The following is a 19372-nucleotide window of genomic DNA, read 5'->3' as shown; positions in this document are numbered from 1 at the left end:
GCACTACCCACAGCGTGGTGCATCCGGTACATCCGGTACACCCGCAAGCGCAGATGGAAAACGAAGATTTTTCTTAGAAAAACCTTCTTAGAAGAGCCTTCTTATTTCTCGTTGTTTATTCGTCCCAATCGGCATTAATGTCTGCCGGAAGTTTGGCAACGGTAGGTTCATCGTGATCAATCGGACCGAAAGCCTGGGCCCCACCCTGGTCGCCAACTTCATTGAAAAAATTAACCGCAGCATCCTTATACCATGCCCAATCATCCGGCAGATCATCTTCATAGAAAATGGCCTCAGTCGGGCAGACAGGCTCACAGGCACCGCAGTCTACACATTCATTTGGGTTAATATACAAAGTTCGAGGGCCCTCGTAAATGCAATCGACTGGGCATTCTTCCACGCATGCCTTATCTTTCACATCCACGCACGGTTCAGCAATGACATATGCCATAATTCCCCCAATTCTGGAATGTATATTCCTGACCAGCCCACCCAGCCTACCTACCAGCTTGCCTTGGCTATGGCTTGTGGCCAGCCTGCAAAGCCCTGGTTGGCTCTGGTCTGATCACTGGTTTTTAGTTTACCGCACTTGGTGAAAAATATAAAGAGTGTGTCGAAGCAGAGTTTTCTACCTCGATTTCACTTGCATTTGGCTGAAGTACAATTCAGACTTCACTGATTTCAAGGATTTGGATATACAACTACACCTAACAGTATTAAGCACAAATATATAAATACTGATGTAAATAATGATGTGCGGGAGCAGCGCCTGAGACTTATATTCCAGTCCTATGGCTGGTCGCTCAGGGACTCCCACACAAGTGGCAGTATACCACATTCGTAAGCATTCGTAAGATAGAGCGCTTCCCTCTTTCATCTTTTATACGATACTTCGCATATTCTTTTCTATGATATAATAAATAAAATCTCATTTTCATCTGTCACGGCCGACAGGAGAGAAAGGACATAATCGATGATCGACCAATTAGAAGCCAGAGTTACCTACACCAATCCAACAAACTCTGCAAATAAATCTGCAAATAAATTAGCAGCTATGGCCAAAAAATCAGGATTTTTGCCAATATCTATTTCACAAATCAGAGCACAGTTCTTTCGACTTTTATGTTTATTTTTATGCATTCCATTAGCTGCCAGTCTGGGATCCTGCGGTGTCGAAGCACCTAGAGCAAAGAAAACCAGCCATCTATCTCTACCCCGCTAAAACTACCGAAGTCACAGTTAAACTGAAATTCAAGGGAACGCTAACTACCACTTATCCGGCCTATGACGCAGGAAGTGGTTGGAAGGTGACGGCACATCCAGATGGCACATTGGTTGATAAATCTAACAAAACCTACTCCTACCTCTTTTGGGAGGGACTTAGCAAGACCCATTATGATATGAGTCATGGCTTCGTAATTAAGGGAAAAGATACAGCCTCGTTCCTGGAGAAAACCCTGTCCACCATAGGGCTGGATTCCAAGCAACGCAACGATTTTATCACCTTCTGGCTGCCGCAGATGCAGAACAATCCTTATAATCTTATTTCTTTCCAATCCAAAGCATATACAGATTCAGCCGTACTGAAAATCAGCCCTAAGCCAGACAGCATCCTGCGCGTTTTCATGGCATATAAACGGCTGGAGCAGCCTATATCAGTTCCACAGCAAACCATTAAGCCCTTTGTCCACAAAGGATTCACCGTCATTGAATGGGGTGGAACCAATCTTACAGAATAGCAGGATGAGCAGGATACTAATCAGAAAAACCCACAAAAACAGGCTCCGGGACCAGGTCAATCCCAAAGTTTTTACGAACCTCTTCCTGAATGGTTTGAGCAAGCTCGACCATATCTTTCGATGAGGCCTTACCCCTGTTGGTCAAAGCCAAGGTGTGTCGGCTTGATACGGCAGCCCTCCCGTTGAGAGTGAAGCCCTTATGAAATCCGGCATGGTCGATCAGCCAGGCAGCAGACGTCTTGATGCCAGCCCCCCCATCAGGCAAAGCAGCAGGGAAGCGGGGGGCATCTGCTGGAAGCTGGGAATCAGCGAGTTTAGCTGGAATGACAGGGTTGACAAAGAAACTCCCGCAACTCCACTGGTCGTGGACCAGGGCTGAATCAGGTTCGAACTCAGAACCAGAATCACCCAGATTTTCAGTCATCTTAGTCCCCCGCATCCAAGGATTTCTGTAACGGGCAGGGTCCTCCACCATACCCTTGGACGCACGGATTGACAGCACAGTGTTGCGAATCTCCTGAGTCCCCATGCGCTCACCCAGATCAACCCCCAGAGCCTTAGCCAGCTGAGACATGCCCACAACCCCAGTTTGGCTATGAGTCAGGGCAAAAGTGACCGATAAAACCACGTATTGGGGAGTGGGAAAATAGGGGGAAGGAATTCTTTGGTTGGTTCCTTCAGCCTGGTCACGGTACATGGTCTTTTTCAATAGAGACGTGCGGTATCCAAAACTCAAATCAGTCCCAACAAAATTACGGACTTTCTTATCCTGCCGGTCCCAGACCTGAACGCTGTCAACGCTGGTTGCCACCTCTTGACCGTAAGCGCCAATATTCTGAACAACACTGGCCCCTACAGTTCCAGGAATCCCCGACAGCCCTTCAACTCCAGCCAGGCCCATTCTGACCGTATAAGATACAAAATCATCCCAATTGACCCCAGCTTCCGCTTCCACATGAACAATTTTAGGCTTACCAGGCTCAGCCGGTGTGGCCTCGTCTAGAATCGACACAGAACGGCGGGCATCACGGATTACTGTCCCCTCGAAATCGCTGTCGCTAACCAGCATGTTGGATCCGCCCCCGATCACGCACAAAGGCTGACCGGTCGAGTCAGCATCAATTAAGGCTGAAATCAGGTCTGCCCGGCTACGGGGCTGAATAAATTTTTTGATTCGCCCCCCAATATGTATGGTGGTGATGTCAGCGAAAGAAGGAGTTTGACCTTCATCAGCGTTTTTCATAATTATACTCCCCTGTCACGGTGCGCTCCAGCGAGGCAGCGGCTTCAGCTTTTCAGTACAATCTGGTCCTATCGTATCTTTTTCACCATACGAAAAGGATTGGAAGAAAGACTCAGGAAAAGCCTGAAAAGAACGCTCAAGGAAAAACCACAGGAAACCTCACATAGCAGTTTAAGGCAGGAAAGATTCGGCAGAGAGACTAGAGACTATCCTATCGCTCAGCCTCAGGCCAGCTTTTCCGGTCAGTATCTGCCTGGTACAATACTGATAAGCAGCAATTGATGATTGGAGATTTTTATGCAGCATAAGTATCAGATCAGCCGGAAAGCTGCAGGCAGAACAGGTTTAACAAAAACTGGTCTGACAGTTATCCTCTCTTTGAGCTTGGGACTAGGTGTGGGGCTGAGCTTAGGGGCATGCGGGAACGGATCTGTCTCTGCGCCAAAGACTACGTCTCAGTCTGTCAGCCCTCAAACTTCGACCTCGAGCCCATCAGAGGCTCAGAAAAAAGCTGCGGAAGTACGCATCCTTGCACGATATCTGTCCTCAGCAAAGATGACCCAGCAAATTGATACCGCCAACAAACAGATGGGAAAAAATGGATCGGTAACCATGACCTCCAAAGATAAGACCGTGGTCATGACCGTCACTTTGAATAACTCACTCTTTGGCGGTGAAAGCACGGAAACTGTCAAGAAAAATCTCAAAGCAAAGAAGGATCTTTTCACTGATCAGTACGCTACCATTGGAGCACAGATCGTCAAGCAGATTGAAAAAGAGACCAAGCTGACTCACATCAAGCTGCAGCTGAATATTAAAACTCAGGACGGGCAAACAGTCATCACTAAAACATATACAGAGAAATCCTTTAGCAAGGCTTTGAAGAATTCGCAGAACCAGTCTGAATAATTATGATAATTTCAATAATTATGATAATTATGCCGTAAAACGACCCTGAGACGATGCGGGGCATCAGACAGGAGGGTAAGCATGGGACACATCCACATCCGAGAATTGACAGATCCTGGAGAAAAACAGGAAGCTGTCCGAACAATTCTCGAAGATCTGCCTGAATGGTTTGGCATACCACAAGCTCGGGAAGAATATATACAAGACAGCGCTTCTCAGACCTGTTTCGCTGCTTTCCCCGCAGAGAACCGGTTGGCAGGCGTTCTCTGCCTGTCTAAAACGGGGAAAGACACCGTCCAGATAGCAGTTATGGGGGTGCTCAAACAGTACCATCGGCGGGGCATCGGCCGGCAGCTGTGTGAACAGGCTCAGCAGTGGGCAGCAAGGAAAGGCTACTCATTTCTGCAGGTTAAGACGGTTGAGCAGGGAAAATACCAGGTCTATGATAAAACAAATCTTTTTTATCAAAGCCTAGGTTTCAAGGATTTTGAGGTTTTCCGCGATCTGTGGAGTCCGGAAAATCCCTGCCAGGTATATGTTATGAGTCTGAAGAAATAACTTCAGTTGCGGGTAGTGCTCCTCGCAACTACCGAAGACTGAGCAGTGAAATTTTCAGGGACAAGATTTCCGGTGTTAATCCGTTCCAGTAGACGATTTACTGCTGTGGGAGCCGTCCAGGTTAGCCGGGAGTCCATAGAAGTAAGAGGAATCTGCAGATAAGCAGCTTCCTCAATATTATCGAAACCAATCACCTGGACCTGACCAGGAACGTCAATGCCCTTCTCCCGCAAAGCAAAAAGGGCACCAATGGCGAGCTGATCATTCAGAGCAACAATACCATCGAAGGGCAAACCGCTGGCGATAAGTCTCTGAGTTACACGGGCACCGGAACCAATTGTCCAGTCATAACCCGTGTTTCCAATGAGGCGAGGGTCTAAAAAGACCTGCGAGCGCTGGCACTCTTCAATTATCCCGCGCAGACGAAGCTGGGCATTGCCCTCAACAGCCTTCATAAGACTGTCACGATCAAAATCCTGCCGACTCCCTATTACAGCCAGGTGTTGGCTTCCCCGCTCGATCAGGTAGCGAGTTGCCTGAGCTGCAGCATCAACATCATCAGGAGCAACATGATCAGCTAATCCCCAAGTAGTGCGGGCCCCCAGGGTTACCAGAGGATAGGAGACCTCCAGATCATCCTGAGAAAAATCTTCCATTTCACTCATGGACAGAATCATGCCATCGCAAATGGTGGGATTAAAAGACTTGAGAAGGGCTCTTGCCCCTCGGGCCGATCCTTCTGCATAAGTTGTTGCATATACTGAATAATTATGCAGCCTTGCTGCATCGATAGTTCTATTTGCCAGCTCAGCCAGGTAGGGAGGAGTCAGGGAGGGGACAGCCAACATAATAAAACCAGTCTTATTGCGGCTCAAATTCCGTGCAGCAACATTAATCTGGTATCCTAATTCTCTTATGGCATCTTGCACCTTCTGCCTGGTGTCATCCGTCATCCGGCCGGTTTTATTAATAACATTCGAGGCGGTTTTCAGTGATACCCCTGCCCGATCGGCAACGTCACGCAAGGTAACGCGTCTGCCTCTTGTTATCTTATTGTCCATAGAGCCACCGCAGTTTCGTAAGGAATCTTTCTCGTAAGATTCTTATCCTTATTTTAAAGAGACCTGGGAAGAACAATTGTTACCAGTTTCCAGAGAAGACCATTTCTACCAAGGACTGGTTCTCCTTCAGGAATTCAGCAAAACTACAAACCCGTTTGGCCCCAAAACTGCTGACTGCTCTGGTGAAGAATGCTCTTGAATACTGATAGCAGTGGCTTTATCGCATGCAAGGATTGTACCGGCTGGAAGATTCAGCTGAACGGAACGGCGGCCACGATTAAAATAAAAATGAAAAGTTTTCCTGCTCCCTCGTCGAACCAAATGCACAAATCCAGCGGATTCTTCTGAATCATGCGTCTGAGCTTGCCCATAATCAGCAGCTAACTCCTCTACCTCGTCGCGGTCATTCTTTTCCAGAAAACCTGCGGGATTGAGAAAACCTTCATTTATCTCCCTCAACAAGAATAACGACAATGCCTGCCTGCCAAGGTCACAACCCAGATAGTAAGCACAGCCCCGGCCATACGGTTTTCTGGTAATTGCAGGAAGCCCCGACAGCCCCCAATAGTCCGCTTCGGAGCCAGAATAACGGGCTAGAACTTCTATAGATGAATCAAGATCTTCCGGTCCAGCAATAATACTTTGCCAATAGGAAGATTCCATCGTGTACGCAGAAGCAAGCTTTACTACAGAATGCCTCCCACCAGGAAGGGAATCAGATATATTGAACTCTTCTACTCTTACTCCCACAAGGTCTCTTAGACTGGAGGGATACCCTCCCAGTCCTACCTGCATATTCCGATTGAATAAACCAGTCGCATGGTTGATGATGACAGTTCCTCCTTCCTGAGCAAACGCCTTGATTCGCTCTGAATCCTGATCGGACAGTGCAAGTACGGTGGGAAGAACAAGAATCTTATAAGGGTGTAAATCAGAAGAAAAGGTAATAATATCGGCATTAATACCTCGATCTGCAAAAGCTTGGTGCCAAGCAAGCACATCTTTCCAATGACTAAGCCGTCTGCTGGGAAGCGTGTTCAGATGGCTGGCCCATTCACTGTCTGCATCAAAAATTATGGCAACCGGGGAAGAAACAAGCCGGGTATCTGTCAAGTCTGCGGCTGATAAGCATTCTAAAACTTTCCCCAGATCACATATCTGTCGGAAAACTGAAGAATTTTCCCCAGCGTGTGGAACCATTCCACTATGGAACGCCTCGGCCCCACTCTGCGACTGCCGAAACTGGAAGAAATTGATAGCGTCTGCCCCCATAGCAATATGGGCTAGGGCATCACGGGTTAGCTGTTGACCCTGTTTACGGGCGTTCTCCCCCCTCCATTGAACTGCTGACGGTGAGTGCTCCATCAAATACCAGGGACCCCCATCAGACAGAGAGCGCACCAGACTGTCAGAGCAAAGCAGCTCATCTACATGATCAGGGCCAGGAAAGAAATAATGATCGTTGGAAACAAAATCAACTTCCTTACTCCACCGTGCATAATTCATAGCACATTGATCAGTGGAGATCATAAAATTCGTGGTGCAAGGCTTCTCTGGGCAAATTTCTGTAATACAATTCCTTTCTGCCCTATAAAATGCCAGTAGGGCATCCGAACTATAACGTTGAAAATCCAGTTCCTGAGCAGGATTAACCATGGAATCATCACCCATATGATAAGGCAAAAGGATCTGATCAAAATTTGCCACCTGCTGAGACCAGACAGCCGTCCCCCAGGCCTCATTCAATCTGCTCACTGACCCATATTTTTCCCTGCACCAGAGCCTGAAACCCCGTAAAGCATCATCTGAATAATCAAGCCGGTTATTCCATCCATACTCATTTCCCACATGCCAGGCTGTGACGGTGGGATTGTCTCCATACCGTTCTGCTAGCCGACGGCAAAGTTCTAAAGCAAATTTTCGATAAATCATGCTTTCCGGTCTCCAGGATTGCCGGGAACCGGGGCCTACTACAATTCCATCTTTTTGGACGGGCAGGATCTGAGGATATTTTTCATATAACCATAAGGGGGCTGAAGCAGTAGCTGTACCCAAATCGACAGAGATCCCGGCAGAACCCAGCTTGTCAATAACGGTGTCCAGCCAATCAAGATCCCATTCATCCTCAGCTGGCTGAATTCTACCCCAGCTGAAGACACCTACGGCAACAGTATTAATTCCTGCCTTAACCATCAGCCGAATATCTTCATCCCATGATTCTTCAGGCCATTGATCTGGATTATAATCCCCTCCGTAAGCAATGCTTTTTACTTCGCGCGACTTATCGCAAATCAGGTTGGGCCACAGCCTGCGTGAGGACTGGGGGGATGGGGATGAGTAGGAAGAACGAAAATTGCAGTCCGTGCAATGATACTCTGGTGTAGGCAGATCCGTAGACGACAGTGGTATATGAGAGCTAGACATGATTCTCCTCTGAAAATTCAGTAGATTTCTATTTCTTCTTATTCCTTGACAGCTCCGGCAGCAAGACCTGCCTGCCAGTAACGCTGCAAAAGAAGGAAAGCAATAACCAGAGGGATAATAGTAATCAAACTCCCGGTAATTACCAGGTTTTGAATTGCCTGCCCACCGGCGGTTCCCGCCTGATCCTTCCACTGATTAAGGCCTATAGTCAATGGATACCAATTAGCATCTTTGATCATGATTAAAGGAAGAAAATAATTATTCCATGTTGCCACAATGGTAAATAAAGCTGTTGTCACAATTCCTGGAGCCAACAATGGCAGAGAAATCTGGAAGAAAGTCCTCATTTCTCCTGCTCCGTCAACACGGGCTGCTTCTAATAGCTCATCAGGGACTGCCTGATCAGAAAAAATCCACATTAAATAGAGGCCAAAAGTACTGACCAAACTGGGAATTATCATGGCCCAAGGTGTATTTGTCAGCCCTAGTTGGGCGAAAAGGAGGAACTGAGGAACAGCCAGAGCTATCCCAGGAACAGAAATTGCCCCAATAATCACAGCAAAGCAAATTTTTCTTCCGGGAAAACGAAATTTAGCTAAAGCGTATCCGCCCATAATCGCCAACAAGGTTGCTCCACCAGCGCCAAGGAGAACATAGATAATTGTATTCAGGAACCAACGGCCAAAAATCCCTCCCTGATAGGCAAAAACAGTTTGTATATTTTCCCAGAGAGCAAAACTATGACCAAGACCCAACCCAAAAGTAGAGGTAAAGTCCGCCTGTGTTTTTGTTGAATTAACTAAAAGATAGAAGAAGGGAAAAAGGCAGTAGAGGGCAAAGAGCGCACACACTATAGTAAGACCGATACTCCTGGTTGGATTAACCGGATTAGAAAATCCATTTTTTGCAGCTCTCCTGCGTTCCGCCTTCTCGTCTCTGCGTACCCTCTGCTCCCGTACTTTCTCTGCCCTAAGGGCTTCTTTTTCATAATTATCCATCGTAACTGCTCCTGAATTGATTATCCTGTTTCCTTTTAATTCTTTATTACTTCATCTGTTCTTTCATACTCTTCAGCTGCACTATATAAGCAATGGCCATAGTGATGATTGCCATAACTATGGCAAGGGCAGCCGCATAGTTGCTTTGATTGGCAGTGAAAGACAAATTATAGGCATACATATTGGGGGTGTAGTAGGTGGCAATAGTGTTGCCAGGAACCATATTCTTCAGAACAGAAGGCTCATTAAAGAGCTGGAAGGAGCCAATAATAGAGAAAATTACGGTAATAGCAAGAGAACCACGTAGCTCCGGGAGCTTAATTCGTCGAATAATACTCCACTCACTTGCTCCGTCAATAGCGGCAGCCTCGTAGAGCGAGTGAGGAATAGTGGATAATGACGAATAGAAAATAAGCATATTGTAGCCGGTAAATTCCCAGGTATTGATATTTCCTATGGCAGCCAAAAGTACTTTAGGCTGCAGAACATCAATATGGGTGCCTAAAAAATTGTTGAGAGATCCCACTAGCCCATATTTAGCCCCATACATAAATCCCCATACCATAGTGGACACCACAGCAGGAACCGCATAGGGAAGGAAGGTAGATATTCGGAAGAACTTCATTCCATGCAACTTCATGGAATCAAGAGCCAAAGCCATAGCCGCAGCAAGGAAAAGCATCACAGGCACCTGAATAAGAGTAAAGAGGGCTACCCTGCCCACAGATCCCCAGAATAAGGGATCATGCAGCAAATCAGCGTAATTGCTGAATCCCACAAACCGGGTTCCGCCTATCATCCTCTTTTGAAAAAGGGAAATATAAATAGCATAAAAAATCGGAATGATAAAAACGAAAATGAAAACCAGCGCAAAAGGCCACATAAATTTCCATCCCCGCCAATCCGGCCTATGCTTGTTGACAGGTATTGTCTCTTCTATCTGTATTTTGGCAGACTCTTCATGTAGTGATGTCATGATGCTTTCCTTGTATGCTGAACGCGGCGACCTACTCAACCGGTTCCGGATTACTTAACTGTTACTGTATAACCCTGTTCCTTGCCATGCTTGGCCAGATTCTTAGCATAAGAATTCATTGCCTGCTCCACTGTGATTTTCTTGGTGTAGGCGGGTGCAATATCATCTCCGTAAACAGTCTGGGCATAGGCATTGAAGGGAAGATATTGAAAGGGCTTTACTGGACGCTGGGCAGCCTGAGACAGAGCCTTGTTAACATTTTGCCCGCCAAAATAGGCATTGGTCTTCTTATTTGCAGCTGTAGAAGGATCTGTGAAAGACGAAGAATTGAGAATTCTCTTCAAGCTAGGGAAAGTACCAGTATCAGCCATAGTTTGAGCACCTTCACCATGCGTCAAATACTCAATGAATTTATATGCTGCTGCCTTGTTCTTAGATTGAGAAGGAATAGCCAGAGCTGATCCACCATCTTCGGCTGAAACAGTGTCTCCCTCCTTCCACTGAGGAAGAGTACCAACCCTCCAATTACCTTTTTGATTGGGAGCGGAAGTAATAAGGTTGATAGGCATCCATGCTCCAATAGTTAATGATGCAATAGTCCCATCGTTGAGACCGCGATTCCAATCATCAGTCCAGTTTGCAGTTTTGGTATCTATCAGATCCTGATCAATCAGCTTCTGACGCAGATTAATATATCGTTTCATGCCAGCATCATGCGTCATATTAATGGTGATCTTATCACCATTTACTACCCATGGTTTGGCACCTGCCTGCCAGATTTGAGCAGTAAAGGGTTGGTAATCACCACTGGCTCCTGACGAGTTGGTAATATAGGAGCCAATTTTCCGGATTTTCTTTGCAGCCTGATAATAATCATCCCACGTTTTGATCTTGCTGGCGTCTACCCCAGCCTTATCAAAAATGGCCTTATTATAAAAGAAGCACTCAGGGCCGGAGTCAATCGGCAAAGCATAAGGTTTATTATTGTATTGCAGCTTGTTCCACGGTCCAGGCGTAAAATCATTTTTGTATTTTTGAGCCCCCAAAGAGGACAAATCAACCAAATCATTGGTAACAGCAAATTGCGTCACCGTTGGATCTTCCAACATGACCACATCAGGCGCACCCTTACCAGCGGCAATAGCATTTGATAAACCAGTGGCCGTATCTTCCGCTTTGCCTGTATTGTTGAATTTAACTGTAATTCCCGGATTCTTTTTTTCAAAAGCAGAAATAAGGGATTTCATAGTATTACCGGTGTCCCAGCCCCAAAAAACAATCTGACCTTTCGCATTTTTAAGGTCAGACTGAGAAACCGTGGCAGAACCAGAGCTCCCGCAGGCAGCAGTTCCCATTAAAGCGCAAGCAGAAACAACCAGTGCTAAGGCTTTTCTTATTCGTGACATTTTATCTCCTTGGCCATGCCAACTTTATAAGCAGAGGGATTATCAAAGCGGAATCCCTTTATTCTGCATTGGTACACCTGTGTACCAATACCTTCATGATACACCGTTGTACCATATGTGCAAATTGTTCCTGGCGTGTCGCCTTTATTCTTCTAACATCAGTTTACTACGCCGTATTCGTCCGGTCTCTATCACTCACTTCGACCTTCGAAGGGAAAGTTTGACAAGAAATTATTTTACTTCTTCTAAGGGCGGCGTACATGCGCCAGGAACTTCCCGTCATGCTGCATATGCAATCTGCTGCATACACCCTTACTTTGGTCATCGTGATCTATCGATCCTTACCTTACCATTCTTATGCCTCCCCTATGCCTCATACTTCCCTGCGAACCTCCATGATCTCCTATGATCCATTGCTTCAGATATATCAAAGTACAGATTAAGCAAAATCTCAGCTTTCTCAGACAGTACTCAGCGACACACCGGACAGGCGCCAAGCTTATCGGTCTTTAATAATAACTACCGGCACAAAGACGGAGCAAATCTTCATCTTCACCGGCCAGGGATAATCTCCTTGATAACTGAATCCTTATAACTGAACCTTTCTTCTCTCTCCTTCTCTGAAAAAGCCCGGCTACGACCGGGCTTCTTTCTTTTTCCTTTTTCTTCCCTTTTCTTTTTCCCCTTTGTCTGCGAATTACTAAGGCAAGTTAATTAAAAATAGACCGTAGATAGACATTATTGCCAATAAAAAACATTATCTCTGATAAAAAAATCAGAATCAGGCCACAAAAATAATTGCTAAACTTGGAGTAAAGGCAGTGAGTGGTGAGCAGATGAGCAAGCAAGCAACTGCGAGATATGAAACATGCGCAGGGCTTTACTGCACCTCGTAAACCACAGTCCTTAAATCCATACAGATAAACAGTCAGGAGATCTCACAATGAAATCAACTGTATTCGTAGAAAAAGGCAAGGTTGCCATCGGCGATGTTTCCAAACCAGAAATTACAGCAGATGACGATGTTATTATTCGGGTTGTCAGAGCATGCGTATGCGGTTCTGATCTGTGGGCATACCGGGGAGACGACAACAAGAAGCCCGGCTCAGTTAACACCGGTCATGAAGCAATAGGAGTGGTTGAACAAACAGGATCAGCCATCACAACCGTAAAAAAGGAAGATTTCGTTATTGCCCCCTTTACCCATGGCTGTGGGCACTGCGCCGCTTGTCGTGCAGGATTCGACGGCGACTGCCAGAGTCATACAGATAATTTCAGCAACGGGTGCCAAGCAGAATTTATCCGCTTCCAGCATGGGCAGTGGGCTTTGATCAAAATACCGGGGAAGCCGGAAGATTATAGTGAGGGGATGCTCGCTTCCCTGCTGACTCTATCCGATGTAATGGCCACCGGATATCACGCAGCTCGCGTTTCCCGTGTGCAGCCTGGCGACACAGTTGTTGTTATGGGTGATGGTGCTGTTGGACTATGCGGAGTGATTTCTGCCAAAATGATGGGGGCTGGTCACATCATTGCTATGAGCAGGCACGAAGACCGCCAAAAGCTGGCTCGGGAGTTTGGTGCCACCGATATTGTCCCCGAACGCGGAGATGAAGCTGTGGCTAAAGTCATGGAACTTACTGATGGAAATGGTGCAGATGCCGTTCTGGAATGCGTTGGAACAGCACAATCGACTGATACCGCAACCAAAGTTGGCCGCCCCGGTGCGGCAGTCGGCCGGGTTGGGCTTCCCCACAATGCAGTGCTGGATTCTGGTGCTCTGTTTAACCGCAATACCATTATTGCCGGAGGCCCTGCCTCGGTTACAACATATGTTAAGAATGGACTTCTGCAGGCAGTTTTGGACGGCCGGATTAATCCCGGGAAGGTCTTCACCCAGAGTTTCTCCCTGGACCAGATCGATCAGGCTTATCAGGCCATGGCAAAGCGAGAAGCCATAAAGTCTCTGGTTGTTGTCAGCGACTAAAAGCTACTAAAAGCTTATTAGAACACAAAAAGGCCCGGTTTCTACCGGGCCTTTACGCTCTTTATGCTTACTAACGTTATCTTTAATCTATCGTGATAAATTTACCTTTATATCTTATAGATTCCGCCTATCCTTTCAAAGACAGGCGGGAGATAGTCAGAGGCTTATCTTACCGAGTCTCACGGTGAAGTGTCTGCTTGCCACAACGGGAGCAGAACTTCTTCAGCTCAAGACGATCCGGGGTATTACGGCGATTTTTGGTTGTAATGTAGTTGCGTTCCTTGCAGACGGTGCAGGCCAGCGTAATGCCAGGACGAATTGCGGCACTCTTCTTTGCCATTGTTCACCTTTCATTATGTATTATTCTTCCAAGCACACTAAAGTATAGTGTCCTATGGACGAGCACAAACGATTTTCCTCGTAGCGAGAAGGAGACTCGAACTCCTGACCTTACGATTATGAGTCGTACGCTCTAGCCAGCTGAGCTATCCCGCCAGAGAGCCCCGAGCGAGAATTGGACTCGCGACCTCTTCCTTACCAAGGAAGTGCTCTACCACTGAGCTATCGGGGCGTGGCGGATAGTGGATTCGAACCACTGAAGCTAAGTAGCGGCTGATTTACAGTCAGCTCCCTTTGACCGCTTGGGAAATCCGCCATTGCTCTTGCTCCCGCAAAGGCAACTTTGCTAGTCTGCCACTTTTTTTAGCGATATGCAAGTGCAACATGCCGTATCCATCAAAATTTTTTTTAAATTCTTGTGAAGATACGGAAGCGAAGACAAGGGCTCGATCCTAATCGAACCTATCTAAACCGATAATAAAACGGTAATAAACCTGTAGTATCAAGCTTCAAAACCATCATTATACAATTCCTGGCAGAGGGCAAGTACTCTGTCGTTAGCTTCAGGCAAACCAACCGATACCCGGATCCCATCTCCGCTGAAAGCGCGCACAGCCAGGGCCTGCTGACGGAATCGCTCATATGCCTGATCTGTCTTCGGTCCTAATGGCAGCCAGAAATAGTTAGCCTGAGACTGAGGAATGGTCGTCCATCCTTGCTCTCTCAGGGCATTCATAAGACGGTCTCTCTCAGAGACAATAAGCTTAACCCTGTCCATGAGTTCATCTTCCAAATCGAGGCTTGTCAAAGCGGCTGTTTGAGCTAAATCAGACACGGCGAAAGGCAAGGCAGCTTTCATCATGGCATCGGCGATTTCCGGTCGGGCAATCCCATAGCCAATCCTCAAACCAGCCAAGCCATAAGCCTTGGAGAAAGTCTGCGCAATGACCATGTTGGGATAACGATCCCAGACCTGGCGGGCGATGCTCCGGTCCGGATCCTGATTGAATTGAAAATATGCCTCATCCATCAAGACCAGGACGTCGGGAGGAACTGCGGCCATCAGTTTCTCCACCTCCTGGCGGGAAACCGAAGTTGCAGTGGGATTATTGGGATTGTTGACAATAACCAAGCGAGTACGGTCAGTCAGAGCAGCAATCATAGCATCGATGTCGTGTCTGCAATCGGCCGTCAGAGGCACCTGCACACTGACAGCACCGGCATTAGCCACAATGATGGGATAGGCTTCAAAGCTGCGCCAGGGATAAACAATCTCATCGCCTGGGCCGGCCACAATGTTGATCAGCTGGGTGATAATTTCAGTGGATCCTGCCCCCAGGACTACATTCTCCAGCTTGACCTTGTATAAATCTGCAATCCGCTGACAAATCGCCGTCCCTCTCATATCAGGATACCGGTTAAAATGCTGCAGCGGACCCTCCTCCAGAACTTTCTGAACACCAGGCAAGGGCGGGTAGGGATTTTCGTTGCTGGACAGCTTATAGGGAGTCAGACCGCTGATTCGGGGAGCTGGCTTGCCCTGAACGTAGCTGGGAATCGTATCAATTATTGCTCTATGTTTGAATTCGGTAACCATATAGCCAGTCTAGTACATAACATGTATATACATAGAAAGGTCTATTATTGCATAATTTAAAAATTTAAGATATGGTAGGGGGTCCAGAAAGACAGTCAGATAGAAAATAATAAAACTAATAAAAATAATAAAAGGCTGGAGTCCCGACTTCAAGAATCAAAACTCCAGCCTTATAGTCCTGCTACAACCGTCTCAGAATACACTCAGTATACCCATAAGACCTGCTGCAAGAACAAAATTGCTGTTCCTACTGAAGGGTTGCCAAAATATCGCGAGCAGAAACAATCAAATAGTCTTCACCTTTGTAAGTAACTTCAGTGCCGCCATACTTGGAGTAAAGAACGCGGTCCCCTTCTTTAACATCCATGGGAACCCTCTCGCCCTTATCATCACGGCGACCGGGGCCAACGGCCAGGACTTCACCCTGCTGAGGCTTTTCCTTAGCAGTGTCCGGAATAACCAATCCAGATGCTGTTGTGGTCTCTGCCGGAGCCTGCTTGATAATAATCTTATCTTCCAATGGTTTGAGTGCTATTGCCACTATAACCATCCTTTCCACAAGTGTTTCGACTTTCAGCGCACGGGCAGGTGAGCAGCTGACGAACACCCATCCGCACAGAACGCTACTTACTATCATAGCGTGGAGGTTAGCACTCAGCCAACAAGAGTGCTAAATGCTAAGCTAAAAGCGTTACAAATATTGAGGAAACGCCGTATAGCACACTATGCAATTCTGGCTTATTCGGCTGAATGTACAGGCTGGGAGGATTCACGATTCTCTGCAAACTCTTCAGAGTTAAATTCTCCAGAGTTAAATTCTCCAGAGTCAGAAAGGCGACGGCTGAGAATGGCATCGATATCAGCTCCAAGAGTCTCGGACGGCTCATCTCCGCCTTCTGCTCGACTCCAGCCCGCTGCCATATCGGAAGAAGGAATAGCTGGAGGATTAGCGGGGGGAACAGCCTGAGAAACCTGACGATGGGAAACAATCTCCCTGCTGCTGACGGGAGTAGTAGTGTCAGCCACAGCCTGCTTTTCCTGCAGCGCCTGCATTCTCCTTTGAGCACGGCCGCGAACAGCCGCCGCCTGCTCCCGAATGGCCAAGGTCAATGTCTCTTGAATCTCTACCCTGCTCATGGTTCCTGTTTTATCGGCGGGATCTTCGACCTGGGCCAGAGAATCGATTAGGGAGCGGTCGGCATGAAAACGGTCATTGTTTCCGGATCGATGGCTGCTGCCAGCTCTGCTACTACCATGATGGTTCTGCCTTGAGGGAGAGGAAACCTTATCCGCGCTCCCCCCGGTACCCCGAGGAAAAGCCCTGCGGATTGTTCTTTCCCATTTTCTGGCCCGGGCTGTTGCTCTGGCGCCAAGGGCAAGAACAGCAATCAGGAGTACTGCCGGAATTGCCGCATACCAAGGGCTAATTGGAGTGAACAGGCTAAGCAGAATGAGAGCGACTCCCAGAAGCAGAAGAGAAAGAACAACCAGGCGACGACGGCGAATAGCTTTACGACGCTCATTGCGCACCCTATCAATATGATCCTGCACGGTGGAACGTGCGGCCCCGTTCATCGTGGAAACTGAGGGAGACTGACTCATAGTATTGTCTTTCTTGCCTGGATCCCTGCCTGGATCCGTTGTATGTGACGTTTTCTGCTTAACTGGCTCATCTGTTTGCGGGTCAAGCTCAACAAGGTGGAGGGATGAGGAATAGCGGTCCTCATCATGCCGGGCAGCGTTCATCATTCCCCTCTTGGTAAGCAGAGGGATCAGGGCAAAAAGCGCAACCAGGATGACAAGGGCAAAAACTATGCTGCTCATCGATCCAATGTCCATACCTCTAAGGGTAAATCACACACTTGTCATTTCTTCAGTTTAGTCTGTCGCAGATCTTATGCGGAAATTCATCAGATAAGAGAGAAAAAATTCGGTGATCTGTCCACTGTCCATTAATATACATATAACGTCTGCGCAAGCCTTCCTCAGTAAACCCCAGTTTTTGAGCGACCCGAACAGATCGGAAATTATCCGGTATCATATCGATCTCAATCCGATGCAGGCGGGGGCCTGTTTCATCAAAGAATGCCCAGTCACAGAGTTGGGCGGCTGCCCGGGGAATATACCCGTGTCCGGCCTGACCCTGATCTATCCAGTAGCCAATAATCCCGGATCTGATTGATCCATACACCATAGCCCCCAGCGAAATTTGTCCAATCATCACTCCCCGGTGAAAAATTGCAAAAATACTGCCAGTTCCGGCTGCTTCCGTTTTGCGAATATTCATAATCCAAGCATTAAAAGTAAGACCAGCGCTCTCTCTGCTTTCCTGATTTTTCAAGGGATTATCGGATTCCCAAGGTTTAAGCCAGTCGTCATTCCTCCACCGTAAATTAGTCCATTCATCCTGGAAATCCATCTGCATTGGCCGCAGAATCAGGGAATCAGTAGGTGTAGGGACAGGTGTGGAACCAGATGTGGGAACAGATTCTAAGCCTCCAGCAGGGCCGTTGTTTTGGGAATTGCCATTTTGTACATGTGGTGGATTCTTCTGGTCCATATTCACGCCACCCCGCGCATAATAGCGGCTGAGCACACCCCCCTGTATGGGACCGATGGCATCAGGAAGTATAAAATGACTGTCATCAACCAGACCGCGCCGCTTGGGAGCAAACAGATCCCGAAAAAAGCCTGACATATTAGTATGGTAAGCTCAAATCATGACCAGCAAGTCTGACGGCATTACCTTCGCAACCAAGAAAGATGTGAGATTGTGGGCCTCCCACAGAAGGGAATCTGTGAACAGACAGGACTGCTGGCGGGCTGGACAGAAACTGGCGCTCACCGTTCAGAATAGTATATGCAGTAAGGCTGATCCTGATTCGTTGCCTTTTACCCTGCTTCAGCAATCACAGCGACGGAAACCGAAACTTCAGGAACAGACAAAACTTTATTGTCAGAAAAAGAGTACGCATCATCTGACTGTTGCCGGTTTTCTCCCTATGCCTGGAGAGATTGATCTGCGGCCAGCTATGGACTTATTCTTGCGTTTAGGGGCATCAGTTATAGTTCCCAGATTAGGCAAGGATGGACGAGGATTAGCTTGGGGGGCCTATGCAGAAGGGGAGATTATTCACAGAAGCACGCTGTCCCATCTGCCGGACGATCCTTCCGGAGGCATTCTTTCGGCGCAAAAGCTCAGTCAGGCGGATCTAATTTTTGTCCCCTCCTTTGCTATTGATCAAGCAGGTTACCGGATCGGACGCGGGGCTGGCTGGTACGACCGCGCTCTGACCTATGCCAGTCCATCAGCAATTCTGGCTGGAGTCGTATGGCCAGAAGAGTTCTTGGGCAAAGGAGAGTCTCTCCCTCAATCCATCCCCCAATCTATCCCCCATGATTCCTGGGATATAGCCCTGACAGCCGCTCTCCTGCCAGATAAGTGGGTTTGGCTGGGGTCTGGAATTTGAAAAAGTTTACGGATGCAAACGATACCGGTTTTTTGCTCTGCGAGGCAACAGTCCAAGGCAACAGTCCAAGGGTTTACTAGGATAGGTTAGGTATTCATTGGAGGCTTAGCTTTGATGACATTGTCATGCGAGCCTGACTGTACAGATTTAACGAGGTACTATGCCGACTTATCATTACCGCTGCAAGAACTGCGGGTACGATTTCACCCAGGTACGTTCTTTTACCGATGCACCGCTGACAGTTTGCCCTCAATGCGGCCAAAAACAGGTTCACCAGGTTTATTCAGCAGTTCCCATTAGTTTTAAGGGCAGTGGTTTCTACAGAACAGACGGAAGATCTGGCTCGACCAAGTCAGGCAGTAAAAAATAAGCGCTGTCGCGGACGAAGAGTCAGATACACCATCGAAGAACAGATCGGGAAAAGACTGAACCCAGAACAGGACTTATAGACAGGGATACACAAGGATACATAAGGGTACCCAGGGATACACAAGACCGCAGAGTTTTCCACATACTTATTCACATCACGACACGCCTCAAACTAAGGCGTGTCTCACGTTTGACCACAAGTTCTTTTTCGTTTTACTTCGGCAGGTTTTTTAATCTATAACGGTGATATGACTCTATCACCGCACACTGTACCCAACGGAAGAAATGGAAGAGTA

19 protein-coding genes and 3 tRNA genes are annotated in these 19372 nt (G+C 47.4%); 7 read left to right on the top strand and 15 right to left on the bottom strand.

The window, feature by feature from the left end; all coding sequences use genetic code 11:
- Positions 1–115 precede the first annotated feature (115 nt).
- Complete coding sequence (fdxA, locus tag SCIP_RS01345; protein ID WP_006292715.1) at positions 116–451, bottom strand: ferredoxin; 336 nt, start codon at positions 449–451, stop codon at positions 116–118.
- 522 nt (positions 452–973) lie between these two features.
- Between fdxA and SCIP_RS07925 the strand changes: the two genes are divergently transcribed.
- Together SCIP_RS07925 and SCIP_RS01340 are read left to right on the top strand one after the other, a co-directional pair.
- Positions 974–1222, top strand: a complete 249-nt coding sequence (locus tag SCIP_RS07925; protein ID WP_144427344.1) for a hypothetical protein — start codon at positions 974–976, stop codon at positions 1220–1222.
- A gap of 85 nt (positions 1223–1307) precedes the next feature.
- Positions 1308–1739 carry a hypothetical protein gene (locus SCIP_RS01340; RefSeq protein WP_115672864.1) on the top strand — a complete coding sequence of 144 codons (432 nt, stop codon included), beginning with the start codon at positions 1308–1310 and terminating at the stop codon, positions 1737–1739.
- Between the two features lie 16 nt (positions 1740–1755).
- On the opposite strand, the gene SCIP_RS01335 is transcribed toward SCIP_RS01340, so the two are convergent.
- A complete protein-coding gene (locus tag SCIP_RS01335) occupies positions 1756–2982 on the bottom strand; it encodes an FAD-binding protein (RefSeq protein ID WP_006292713.1) in 1227 nt (408 codons plus the stop codon).
- A 297-nt stretch (positions 2983–3279) separates the two neighbouring features.
- On the opposite strand from SCIP_RS01335, the gene SCIP_RS01330 reads away from it, so the two are divergent.
- Together SCIP_RS01330 and SCIP_RS01325 are read left to right on the top strand one after the other, a co-directional pair.
- Complete coding sequence (locus tag SCIP_RS01330) at positions 3280–3891, top strand: DUF4854 domain-containing protein (RefSeq protein ID WP_006292712.1); 612 nt, start codon at positions 3280–3282, stop codon at positions 3889–3891.
- 81 nt (positions 3892–3972) lie between these two features.
- A complete protein-coding gene (locus SCIP_RS01325; protein ID WP_196792685.1) occupies positions 3973–4449 on the top strand; it encodes a GNAT family N-acetyltransferase in 477 nt (158 codons plus the stop codon).
- 2 nt (positions 4450–4451) lie between these two features.
- Here the strand turns inward: SCIP_RS01325 and SCIP_RS01320 are convergent, their stop codons facing one another.
- The 5 genes from SCIP_RS01320 to SCIP_RS01300 all read right to left on the bottom strand — a co-directional run bounded on the left by SCIP_RS01320 (position 4452) and on the right by SCIP_RS01300 (position 11314).
- A complete protein-coding gene (locus SCIP_RS01320; protein ID WP_006292710.1) occupies positions 4452–5510 on the bottom strand; it encodes a LacI family DNA-binding transcriptional regulator in 1059 nt (352 codons plus the stop codon).
- 126 nt (positions 5511–5636) lie between these two features.
- Positions 5637–7934, bottom strand: coding sequence for a beta-galactosidase (locus SCIP_RS01315; protein ID WP_081442791.1), 2298 nt, complete (start codon positions 7932–7934; stop codon positions 5637–5639).
- 38 nt (positions 7935–7972) lie between these two features.
- Positions 7973–8932, bottom strand: coding sequence for a carbohydrate ABC transporter permease (locus tag SCIP_RS01310; protein WP_006292708.1), 960 nt, complete (start codon positions 8930–8932; stop codon positions 7973–7975).
- A gap of 46 nt (positions 8933–8978) precedes the next feature.
- Positions 8979–9908, bottom strand: coding sequence for a carbohydrate ABC transporter permease (locus tag SCIP_RS01305; RefSeq protein ID WP_006292707.1), 930 nt, complete (start codon positions 9906–9908; stop codon positions 8979–8981).
- Between the two features lie 50 nt (positions 9909–9958).
- Positions 9959–11314, bottom strand: coding sequence for an ABC transporter substrate-binding protein (locus tag SCIP_RS01300; RefSeq protein ID WP_006292706.1), 1356 nt, complete (start codon positions 11312–11314; stop codon positions 9959–9961).
- A 943-nt stretch (positions 11315–12257) separates the two neighbouring features.
- Here SCIP_RS01300 and SCIP_RS01295 point away from each other — a divergent pair.
- A complete protein-coding gene (locus tag SCIP_RS01295; protein WP_006292705.1) occupies positions 12258–13301 on the top strand; it encodes a zinc-dependent alcohol dehydrogenase family protein in 1044 nt (347 codons plus the stop codon).
- Positions 13302–13470: 169 nt separating this feature from the next.
- On the opposite strand, the gene rpmG is transcribed toward SCIP_RS01295, so the two are convergent.
- The 8 genes from rpmG to SCIP_RS01255 form a co-directional block, all read right to left on the bottom strand.
- Complete coding sequence (gene rpmG / locus SCIP_RS01290) at positions 13471–13641, bottom strand: 50S ribosomal protein L33 (protein ID WP_006292704.1); 171 nt, start codon at positions 13639–13641, stop codon at positions 13471–13473.
- An 81-nt stretch (positions 13642–13722) separates the two neighbouring features.
- Positions 13723–13796 (bottom strand) — tRNA-Met (locus tag SCIP_RS01285).
- Positions 13797–13800: 4 nt separating this feature from the next.
- Positions 13801–13872: transfer RNA gene (locus SCIP_RS01280), tRNA-Thr, on the bottom strand.
- A gap of 1 nt (position 13873) precedes the next feature.
- Positions 13874–13956, bottom strand: a tRNA-Tyr gene (locus SCIP_RS01275).
- A 186-nt stretch (positions 13957–14142) separates the two neighbouring features.
- Positions 14143–15237 carry a histidinol-phosphate transaminase gene (gene hisC / locus SCIP_RS01270; RefSeq protein ID WP_006292703.1) on the bottom strand — a complete coding sequence of 365 codons (1095 nt, stop codon included), beginning with the start codon at positions 15235–15237 and terminating at the stop codon, positions 14143–14145.
- 247 nt (positions 15238–15484) lie between these two features.
- On the bottom strand, positions 15485–15778 hold the full coding sequence (gene groES / locus SCIP_RS01265; RefSeq protein ID WP_006292702.1) for a co-chaperone GroES: 294 nt from the start codon (positions 15776–15778) through the stop codon (positions 15485–15487).
- A 197-nt stretch (positions 15779–15975) separates the two neighbouring features.
- Complete coding sequence (locus SCIP_RS01260) at positions 15976–17076, bottom strand: hypothetical protein (RefSeq protein ID WP_006292700.1); 1101 nt, start codon at positions 17074–17076, stop codon at positions 15976–15978.
- Between the two features lie 34 nt (positions 17077–17110).
- On the bottom strand, positions 17111–17935 hold the full coding sequence (locus tag SCIP_RS01255) for a GNAT family N-acetyltransferase (RefSeq protein ID WP_040590432.1): 825 nt from the start codon (positions 17933–17935) through the stop codon (positions 17111–17113).
- A 22-nt stretch (positions 17936–17957) separates the two neighbouring features.
- Here SCIP_RS01255 and SCIP_RS07475 point away from each other — a divergent pair, with 22 nt between their 5' ends.
- Both SCIP_RS07475 and SCIP_RS01245 read left to right on the top strand, forming a co-directional pair.
- On the top strand, positions 17958–18707 hold the full coding sequence (locus tag SCIP_RS07475; RefSeq protein ID WP_050752356.1) for a 5-formyltetrahydrofolate cyclo-ligase: 750 nt from the start codon (positions 17958–17960) through the stop codon (positions 18705–18707).
- Between the two features lie 160 nt (positions 18708–18867).
- On the top strand, positions 18868–19077 hold the full coding sequence (locus tag SCIP_RS01245; protein ID WP_006292694.1) for an FmdB family zinc ribbon protein: 210 nt from the start codon (positions 18868–18870) through the stop codon (positions 19075–19077).
- The last annotated feature ends 295 nt before the right edge of the window (positions 19078–19372 follow it).

This window comes from Scardovia inopinata JCM 12537 (assembly GCF_001042695.1).
Classification (GTDB): domain Bacteria; phylum Actinomycetota; class Actinomycetes; order Actinomycetales; family Bifidobacteriaceae; genus Scardovia; species Scardovia inopinata.
This window is presented reverse-complemented; position numbering and strand designations above follow the sequence as displayed.